Below are 8,539 nucleotides of genomic sequence, written 5' to 3'. Positions count from 1 at the left end.
GTCAGATACTGGAGGTAGAGTAACGCAGGAGCTTGTTACCGAGGATCACTATTCGCTTCAATCATCTGCCTTGCCTACAGCACTTTGAACTCCCGCTGAAAGATCACATATTTAATAGGATTGGTATTATCCCTAATTCGGTCATGTTTAGTTTGGTTATTAATCAGACATAAAAAAACGACTTAATCAATAAGCCGTTTTTTATTGTCTGTTCACTGGGTTTATTTCAACATAACTTTAGCAAATTTACGTTTGCCGACTTGGAAAACTGCGTCAAGACCAGCATTAAAATTCTGACGAGTGTCTTCAATCTTCTCGCCATCCATTTTTACCGCACCTTGCTTGATCATACGCATACCATCTGATGTAGAGCCAACTAAGCCGGCGTCTTTCAATAAATTGGCAATCGCTAAGCCGTCACCAGCTTCTAGAATCACTTCTTCGATGTCATCAGGTATAGCACCTTTTTGAAAACGGTCAATAAAGGCTTGATGCGCAGCTTGTGCTTGTGCGTCATCATGGAAACGAGCAATAATTTCTTTGGCTAACAGAATCTTAATATCTCGCGGGTTAGTGCCGTTTTCAACATCTAACTTAAACTGAGCAAGTTCGGTTAATGGACGGAATGACAATAACTCAAGGTAACGCCACATTAAATCATCTGAAATCGACATGATTTTGCCAAACATTTCGTTGGCAGGCTCACTCACACCAATGTAATTGTGAGCCGATTTAGACATCTTCTTAACGCCATCTAACCCTTCAAGCAATGGCATCATGATAACGGTTTGTGGCTTTTGGCCTTCTGCTTTTTGTAACTCACGACCCATTAATAAATTGAACTTTTGATCTGTGCCGCCTAATTCAACATCGGCTTGCAATGCAACCGAATCGTATCCTTGTAATAGTGGATACATAAACTCGTGAATCGCAATCGCTTGTCCTGATGCGTAACGCTTTTTAAAATCGTCACGTTCCATCATACGAGCAACGGTTTGTTGAGACGCTAAACGGATCATACCAGCTGCGCCTAACGGCTCTAACCAGCTTGAATTAAATTCGATACGGGTTTTAGCTGGGTCTAAAATTTTATAGACTTGCTCTTTATAGGTTTCAGCGTTAGCAAGCACTTGCTCACGGGTTAACGGAGGACGAGTGCTGTTTTTACCACTTGGGTCGCCGACCATACCAGTGAAGTCGCCAATCAAGAAAATCACTTCGTGACCTAACTCTTGAAAGGTACGCATTTTGTTTAAAATGACGGTGTGACCTAAGTGAATATCTGGAGCGGTAGGATCTGCACCAAGCTTGATGCGTAATGGCCGCCCTTCTTTCAGCTTCTCAAGCAAATCCGCCTCAAGTAATATCTCATCGGTACCACGCTTAATCTCTGCCAATACTTGATCTAAATTCGCCATCTCTACCGCAACTCCTAGGGCTCGCACAAAAAATAAAGAGGTCTATGTTACTTGTTAGCCACAGCAAATGAAAGAGTGTACACTTAGCAGATCATAACAAGAGAGAAAAATTGGTATCTGAGTCAATGGCAAAGCTTCTAACATTATTCACATTGTTGCCAAAAGCACATCAAATCACATTATCGTTATTAGTGATCTTAACGACATTTATTCTGATGTTTCCATCGGAAGATGCTCAAGCTTCTAAACAAACCCAATTAGTGAGTCAAGCGACTGACAAATCCGCTATCGAAACCAATAAACGTTATCCTGTTCCGCTCGCCTTTCGCACGCCGACAGCACCAGGAAATATCACAAAAAGTGTTCAAGATACATCAGTAGATCTGGCGTCGATTAATGATGACAATAAAGATGCAACGCTAACAGAAACCCCTGACGATCAGGCTTTTGCTCAACATCTAACGATGTTACAAACTAGCCAGTCGGGTATTGATGGCATTATCAATGATATTGATCAACAAGTTTCCATACACAAAGCCCAATTAAAACAACAAGATTCCGACAATGACAATATAATAGAATACTATGAAGTGGCTAAAGGCGATACGTTAGGGGGCCTGTTTAGCCGCGCTGGGCTGAGCGCCAAAGATGTTTATGATATTACCCAATTACCCCTAGCAAAAAAGAATTTGCTCACGATTATGCCCGGCGAAGAAATCGCTATCAGTAAAAATATAAAAGGCGAGCTGAAAGAGCTTAGCTACCGCATAAGCAAAATATCGACCTTGGTGATTAGCCACAATAATGACCAGTACAAAGAAGTGGTTAACACTAAAGAAGTAAAAACTCGCACATCATTTATTACCGCAACAATTAAAAGCAATTTTTGGAACGCAGCAGCAGATGCTGGCTTGTCTGGTAACCACATCATGGAGTTAGCCAATATATTCGGCTGGGATGTCGACTTTGCTCTAGACATTCGCAAAGGAGATCACTTTTCGCTGTTGTTCGATCAAGAATATGCCGATGGACAATTTTTACGTAATGGTAATATTCTTGCGGCAGAGTTCATTAACCAAGGAGAGCGATACACAGCAGTACGTTACACCGACGGAGAGTATTATTCAGAAAACGGCAGTAGCATGCGCAAAGCTTTTTTACGCTCACCGGTAGATTTTAAATACGTTAGTTCAAACTTTAACCCACGTCGGTTACACCCTGTAACGGGCCAAGTTAAAGCTCACCGAGGTGTTGACTATGTGGCCGCTATTGGTACACCGATAAAATCAGCCGGCAAAGGTAAAGTCATTGAGTCTAGTTATAACCAATATAACGGCAATTATGTATTCATTAAACACAATGAAACTTACACAACTAAATATTTGCATTTAACTAAGCGTAAAGTTAAGCGCGGTGACAGTGTTAAACAAGGTCAAATAATTGGTACGCTGGGTAAAACGGGTCGAGTCACAGGCGCTCACTTACATTACGAATTTATTGTAAATGGGGTTCACCGCAATCCAAGAACCATTGACTTACCAAAGTCGATGCCTATCGATCGCAAAGAGAAAAATAAATTTTCAGCACTCAGCAAACAATTAATGGCGAAATTAAAATCAAATCAACAACAGCAATTAGCAAGCAATTAATAACTTACATTTTTACTGTTAAGAGAACATAACCTCATGTCTAAGCCAGAATATTTTATCGGCCTTATGTCAGGCACAAGCATGGATGGTGTTGATGCTGTACTGGTTGATTTTTCCACCGAACACCCCAAATTAATCGCCAGCCATACAGAAGTTATCCCAAAACATTTATTTAAAGGATTAAACCGTTTATGCCTACCAGCAACAGATGAGATTAATCGTTTAGGACGCCTAGATCGCAGTGTTGGGAAATTATTTGCTCAAGCAGTTAATCAGTTATTGGCAAAAACAACAATCACTGCCGATGAGATTATTGCGATTGGTTCACATGGGCAAACCGTACGTCACATGCCTGATTTAGAAATCGGCTTTACTCTACAAATAGGTGATCCTAATACTATCGCCATTGAAACCAATATTGATGTTATTGCTGATTTTAGACGTAAAGATATCGCCCTTGGCGGCCAAGGTGCACCTTTAGTCCCGGCATTTCACCAACAAGTATTTGCCAAGCAAGGTCATTCAAGAGTGATTTTAAACATTGGTGGCATTGCCAATGTGACTTATTTACCTGGTAATAGCGATCAGGTATTAGGTTTCGACACTGGACCTGGTAACACTTTAATTGATGCATATATCCAGCATGCGCTTGGGCATCCTTTTGATGAAGATGGCGCATGGGCTGAGTCAGGCAATAGCCATCCCGATTTTCTTAAGCAGTTATTGTCACATTCTTATTTCTCGCAAGCTCACCCCAAAAGCACGGGGAGAGAGATGTTTAATCAAGCTTGGCTTGAACAACAACTCGCCAACTTTAGCCATTTAGATCAACAAGACATTCAATCGACCTTACTTGATTTAACCTGCCACAGTATTGCGCGTGACATTAACAAACTGTCGTCAACCGGGGAATTATTTGTTTGTGGCGGTGGAGCACTCAATAAAACCTTAATGCGACGGTTAACCGCACTGGTTCCTGGTTATAAAGTCGATACCACCAGCAGTTTAGGTGTTGACGCGAAATGGGTAGAAGGCATGGCCTTTGCGTGGTTGGCGATGCGCCATCACCATGACTTACCTGCCAATTTACCTGCAGTGACTGGCGCCTCACGTCCTGCGATATTAGGCGGACGTTTTAAAGCAAAATAAATGGGTCAATATATTGGGTTTACTTTTGCAATTGAGGCCTCAATGTTATGATGCTGGCAAATTTGCCCAACCGTTTCAGGTTGACCAAAGCCGTAACTTATAATGAGAGCCAATATGAGCAATAAAACGAAAAGTGTAACTGAACTAATGAATCTAACGCCTGAAGGTCGTTACGATTATATGGTTGAGCAAATCAAAACAGAAAAAACAATTTGGACACTGCAAGATCAAGATGGTTGTGTCATGCTGACCACGGAAGATGAAGACTGCATTCCAATGTGGCCATCAGAAGAAACCGCAGCATTATGGGCGGTCGATGAATGGAAAGACTGCGAACCACTCGCTATTCCACTTGATGAATTCCAAGAGCGTTGGGTTAGTGGCATGGAAGATGATGACTTATTTATCGCCGTATTCCCTGTACAAGAAGACTTAGGTGTTGTTGTACCACCTTATGAAGTGAACGAACGCATTTCACCAAAAACTCAAACAAAGCATTAGTTGTAATGACCAATATCAATCCTGACACTGGCGAGGCGAGTATTGTTATCAAGCCACGCTTACCAAAGCGGTTAATTGCCTTGATGGTAATTTATACTTTATCAGCTATCAGTGGATTAATGGCAGCGGATTCATTATCAGATTTAAGTGCAATGCTATGCATTTTAACCCTACTCATGGTATTGGCTATCATTGGGCGTCAAAAAGCTGGCTTATACATACTGCGGGTTTATTGTATGCTTCAACTGATGTTATACAGCTTACTGCCAATTATTATGTATGATCCCGATAATTTAGTTGCTGGCCCAACAACATTTGATTTTGGTTTATTTCAAACGGTTGTGGCTGACTGGGTTATTTATTCAGTACTTATTACCTTGGGGATTATCCAAGTGTGGATTAGCTTTAATGCTAGCGTTAAAGCATGGTTTAAACCACGTATGAATCTCAATATTATTAGCAGTTAACCTCAGACCAAATGCACGATCAAAAAAAGCCGTCGATAGACGGCTTTTTAATACATGAGTAGCATATCTCAATCGTTATAACGAAGGCTTGTTACACTGAAAAGCTAGCACCACAACCACAAGTAGTTGTTGCATTAGGATTTTTAACGAAAAAACGTGAGCCTTCTAGACCCGACGTATAATCCACTTCACCGCCAACAAGGTACTGAAGACTCATAGGATCAACAACCAGTTGTACACCTTGTTTTTCAATGGTGAAATCACCTTCGTTGATTTTCTCATCGAATGTAAAACCATACTGAAAACCAGAGCAACCACCACCTGTAACGTACACACGTAGTTTTAATTCAGGATTCTGTTCTTCTTCTAACAGCCCTTTTACTTTTATCGCCGCCGCATCGGTAAATTGGATCGGCATTGCTGCATCAACTTGTTCAGTCATTACTACCTCTTACTTCGGTTTCTACTGAGAATTATCCTTTACCTGACTATTTTGTTCAAGTATTACCCGCAGTTCTTTTTCGCCCATCAATAACTCAGGTACATTAAAGGTCTGTTCTATCTCGCCACCTTTAACTCCACGGCTCGCTTTGACCTTCACTTTAACAGTGATTTTTTGCAAACTAAACTCGGTCGGTACAATAATGTCAGTATCCATTATTTGAAAATAACTAAATTCAAAATCTAACTTTTTATTGAGTAATTTATCAAGCGACAACTCGGTTACTTGGCCATTTTGCATACCAATCAACATGACCTCTGCTCTCGCTTTTACTTTGGCCTTACGCTTTTGCAATTGAGTTAGCACCAAGCGTAATTGATATTGTTGCGGTATGCCACCTTGTGACAATTCAACACCATGAATAGCAACACCTTCGACATCAGCGTCCGTGACCATTACACTGCGATAAAATGCCAATTCTTTTTCTAATTCTTTTTGTTCGATTAACTGACCACTAAACATATCTTGCATTTCTTTATTGGCATTTTCTGCAATACTTAATGCCAAGTTACGGCTGGCTAAAACCTGTGATTGGGCCTCAAGTTGCTGTAATAATTTCCGCTTACCACTGGCACTGTTTGGGGTGGCTTCTGGGGCAAACGATAACCATAGGTTAAAACTAACTGCGCCGAGAAGAAAGGATATTGCCATTAATCCAATAAGGTATTTGCTTGATGTCCGATTTTTACGCTCTAAAACTTGCAGTCTGTCTAACCAACGGTGATAATTTAACATTAGGTAACAACCTTTTAATAACATACAGTATGCTTGATCATGCCAATCAGCTTAGAGCCAAACAGTGCAGTTTAAGATAAATAAAGTCGCTATTATTCACGCCAAAAGAGCTACGCGCAAATATCTGCATAACGAATTTAGAGATAAATTATCTCAAGCCAAAATTAGTGTGCAACTTTGCGCGCTGGCACTACTGTTTGCGATTATTGCATCACTGGTAATTATTCTATTTCGTTTGAGCTTGATGTGGGCAGAACAATATTTCGTTTCCAACGCCATGAATATCAGCTCCACGCTGTCGGACTGGCGTACCTACCTTCCCTTGGTGGGTGCCTTGCTAATCTGGTTATTGTCACTTATCGGTTCTAAACGCTATCGCCGAATGGGTATAGCCTATGTGCTACACCGATTTAAATTACATTACGGTAAAGTACCGCTTCAATCGGCTGCAGGACAATTTTTTCAAGCATTAATTGCCTTAATGGCTAATTTTTCTGTTGGGAAAGAAGGTCCAGCAATTCACCTTGGCGCTGTTAGCGCAAGTGTTATGGCAGAAAAGTTTTCACTGCCAGACAATAGCGTGCGAATTATGTGTGCAAGTGGCATTGCCGCTGGTATTGCAGCCACCTTTAATGCGCCATTAGCAGCGGTGTTGTTTGTGTTTGAAGTGATTGTACGCGAATATAAAATACATTACTTCTTCCCCATAATGTTATCAGCCATCTGTGGCGCGGTGTCTAGCCAACTGGTATTTGGTAATATTCATGAATATGAATTAATCAATGTGATCCACATTCCACTCGATCATTATCCTATATTGCTCATTGGTGGCATTGTGCTGGGGTGTACAGCAGCCTTATTCAACTTTTCACTGGTAAAAGTCACCGCAACGGGTCAACACTGGCCTTTAATTTATCGACTACTCATTGCTGGAACCTTAACCACACTGATTGGTTTAGTGATGCCGCAAGCATTAGGTTCGGGCGATTTAGCCATTAACGAAGCTATTAGCGAACATCCTAGCTTGCTATTTTTAATTGCGTTGTTATTAGCCAAAATGCTGGCAACGATTGCAGCCATTGGCTTTGGCGTACCAGGCGGGCTTATCGGCCCGCTCTATGGAATTGGCGCATTAATTGGGGCCATTTTAGCCTTAATTAGCAGCTTAATATTTCCGTCTATTGCACCCTATGTAGGTTTGTATACTGTCATCGGTATGACTGCAATGATGGGTGTTTGCCTAAGTGCCCCCTTAGCAGCCTTAGTCGCACTACTTGAATTAACCAACGATGCTTCAATCATTTTACCCGCCATGTTTGTCACGATACCGGCCTTCCTCATTGCATACCAAGGTTTTAATACAAACTCGATTCTGCTTAAGCAACTCGATATTATGGGGCTAGGTTATAAAGTTGCGCCATTGAATCAAGGGCTGCAAAAGAAAGGCGTGAGAGTATTAATGGATAAACGCTTTGTCATTGTTAACGATGATGACGAACTGCTGCTCGAAGTATTAAAACGGGCCGAAGGCCGACCTGTGTTGGTTCGTAATGCTGAAGGCCAAATTGAAATGTTACGTCTTGAAATGCAATCGTTTGAAGACTCGACCACATTGTCGCGCCATCCAATGTTAGGTTTACCCGATACTGCAACATTAAATGAAGCCTATGAAGCACTGGTTTCTAAGCGTTCAGGTGAAGTTTATATTTATCGACATAGCCCTAATAACCTTAATAACCAAAAAGTGGTTGGTGTGATCAGTTGGTCAAATTTACTACAAGAAATTCGTGCAGGCCAAATATAGGTCCGATTTGTCTTTATCAATGAAATCCCACTCTAGTATTTGCAGTCTTAATGCTTGTCAGGTTGTTCTTTTTCAAAGTAAGTGAATCTGTTGATGCATCATAGTTATTATACCAATCTCATTAAATATCTGGTCAGTTCAGAGTCTCTCAGGTTTTTCAATTCAAGGCACATTGATGTAGAAATGGTGTTGCCTTTTAAATCGATGTAACACAGAAGTGGAATACCTGAGAGACTCCATTCTGGCGGGTTTCAAAGTCCTTTATGCTTCGTTAGATGCTTTCAAAATACGACTGCATGGTCTATTTTTTTCCA

At 41.0% G+C, this 8,539-nt stretch carries 8 protein-coding genes; 5 read left to right on the top strand and 3 right to left on the bottom strand.

Annotated features, from left to right (window positions below; all coding sequences use genetic code 11):
• Positions 1 to 221 precede the first annotated feature (221 nt).
• Positions 222 to 1,418, bottom strand: a complete 1,197-nt coding sequence (gene tyrS, locus ACWXWT_RS19010) for a tyrosine--tRNA ligase (protein WP_456043143.1) — start codon at positions 1,416 to 1,418, stop codon at positions 222 to 224.
• 125 nt (positions 1,419 to 1,543) lie between these two features.
• On the opposite strand from tyrS, the gene ACWXWT_RS19005 reads away from it, so the two are divergent.
• From ACWXWT_RS19005 to ACWXWT_RS18990, 4 genes are all read left to right on the top strand, one after another.
• Entirely contained in the window at positions 1,544 to 3,067 is a 1,524-nt protein-coding gene (locus ACWXWT_RS19005; protein WP_456043142.1) for a peptidoglycan DD-metalloendopeptidase family protein, read from the top strand.
• A gap of 36 nt (positions 3,068 to 3,103) precedes the next feature.
• A complete protein-coding gene (locus ACWXWT_RS19000; protein WP_456043141.1) occupies positions 3,104 to 4,216 on the top strand; it encodes an anhydro-N-acetylmuramic acid kinase in 1,113 nt (370 codons plus the stop codon).
• 114 nt (positions 4,217 to 4,330) lie between these two features.
• On the top strand, positions 4,331 to 4,717 hold the full coding sequence (locus tag ACWXWT_RS18995; RefSeq protein ID WP_456043140.1) for a DUF2750 domain-containing protein: 387 nt from the start codon (positions 4,331 to 4,333) through the stop codon (positions 4,715 to 4,717).
• 5 nt (positions 4,718 to 4,722) lie between these two features.
• Positions 4,723 to 5,184: a hypothetical protein gene (locus tag ACWXWT_RS18990; RefSeq protein ID WP_456043139.1), complete on the top strand. Its 462-nt coding sequence runs from the start codon at positions 4,723 to 4,725 to the stop codon at positions 5,182 to 5,184.
• 91 nt (positions 5,185 to 5,275) lie between these two features.
• Here ACWXWT_RS18990 and erpA read toward each other — a convergent pair whose 3' ends face one another.
• Positions 5,276 to 5,626, bottom strand: coding sequence for an iron-sulfur cluster insertion protein ErpA (gene erpA, locus ACWXWT_RS18985; protein WP_456043138.1), 351 nt, complete (start codon positions 5,624 to 5,626; stop codon positions 5,276 to 5,278).
• A 21-nt stretch (positions 5,627 to 5,647) separates the two neighbouring features.
• The gene (locus tag ACWXWT_RS18980; protein ID WP_456043137.1) at positions 5,648 to 6,421 is read right to left on the bottom strand and encodes a DUF6776 family protein; all 774 of its coding nucleotides are present in this window, start codon (positions 6,419 to 6,421) and stop codon (positions 5,648 to 5,650) included.
• A 64-nt stretch (positions 6,422 to 6,485) separates the two neighbouring features.
• Between ACWXWT_RS18980 and ACWXWT_RS18975 the strand changes: the two genes are divergently transcribed.
• Positions 6,486 to 8,225 carry a chloride channel protein gene (locus tag ACWXWT_RS18975; RefSeq protein ID WP_456043136.1) on the top strand — a complete coding sequence of 580 codons (1,740 nt, stop codon included), beginning with the start codon at positions 6,486 to 6,488 and terminating at the stop codon, positions 8,223 to 8,225.
• Positions 8,226 to 8,539 lie beyond the last annotated feature (314 nt).

It is taken from the genome of Shewanella sp. A22 (assembly GCF_053850585.1).
The sequence above is the reverse complement of the archived record's forward strand: the minus strand, read 5'-3'. Positions and strand labels throughout refer to the sequence as shown.

Bases quoted from the DNA above. Each gene is read 5' to 3' on its own strand.
- tyrS (WP_456043143.1), bottom strand. From the start codon at position 1,418: ATGGCGAATTTAGATCAAGTATTGGCAGAGATTAAGCGTGGTACCGAT.
- ACWXWT_RS19005 (WP_456043142.1), top strand. From the start codon at position 1,544: ATGGCAAAGCTTCTAACATTATTCACATTGTTGCCAAAAGCACATCAA.
- ACWXWT_RS19000 (WP_456043141.1), top strand. From the start codon at position 3,104: ATGTCTAAGCCAGAATATTTTATCGGCCTTATGTCAGGCACAAGCATG.
- ACWXWT_RS18995 (WP_456043140.1), top strand. From the start codon at position 4,331: ATGAGCAATAAAACGAAAAGTGTAACTGAACTAATGAATCTAACGCCT.
- ACWXWT_RS18990 (WP_456043139.1), top strand. From the start codon at position 4,723: ATGACCAATATCAATCCTGACACTGGCGAGGCGAGTATTGTTATCAAG.
- erpA (WP_456043138.1), bottom strand. From the start codon at position 5,626: ATGACTGAACAAGTTGATGCAGCAATGCCGATCCAATTTACCGATGCG.
- ACWXWT_RS18980 (WP_456043137.1), bottom strand. From the start codon at position 6,421: ATGTTAAATTATCACCGTTGGTTAGACAGACTGCAAGTTTTAGAGCGT.